Origin of the sequence: Blautia sp. HCP3S3_C12 (genome assembly GCF_052064155.1) — a bacterium.
Lineage (GTDB): Bacteria > Bacillota > Clostridia > Lachnospirales > Lachnospiraceae > Blautia_A.
The window spans coordinates 1-345 of the sequence record NZ_JBQHWC010000061.1 but is presented as its reverse complement, the minus strand read 5'-3'; the positions used below and the strand labels follow the sequence as shown (position 1 = coordinate 345).

General features: G+C 48.1%; 1 protein-coding gene. It reads left to right on the top strand.

All coding sequences use genetic code 11. The features are described from left to right. A partial coding sequence (locus ACTNDS_RS16715) for an IS200/IS605 family accessory protein TnpB-related protein (protein ID WP_441036867.1) occupies window positions 1-345 on the top strand: 345 nt, incomplete at both ends.

Here is a 345-nt window from a genome sequence, read left to right as displayed (position 1 = left end):
CCAGTGAAAAAGACCGGATGTACCGCACACTGGGCCGAATCCGAAGATTCCAGAGGGAACACAGCTCTGCGCAGTCACGGGGAAGATGGGCATATACGAAACGCCTGAACATAGAGCTGGGAAGAAAAATTGCAGGTGCGATTGTAAAAAATGCAGAAGAGAACCATGCAGATGTAATCGTATTCGAGTATCTGGAAATGCAGGGAAAGATATCCGGAAAGAAAAAACAGAAACTGCATCTGTGGAGAAAACGGGATATCCAGAAACGCTGTGAGCATCAGGCACACAGAAAAGGAATGCGGGTATCCAGAGTCTGCGCATGGAATACGAGCAGGCTTGCATACG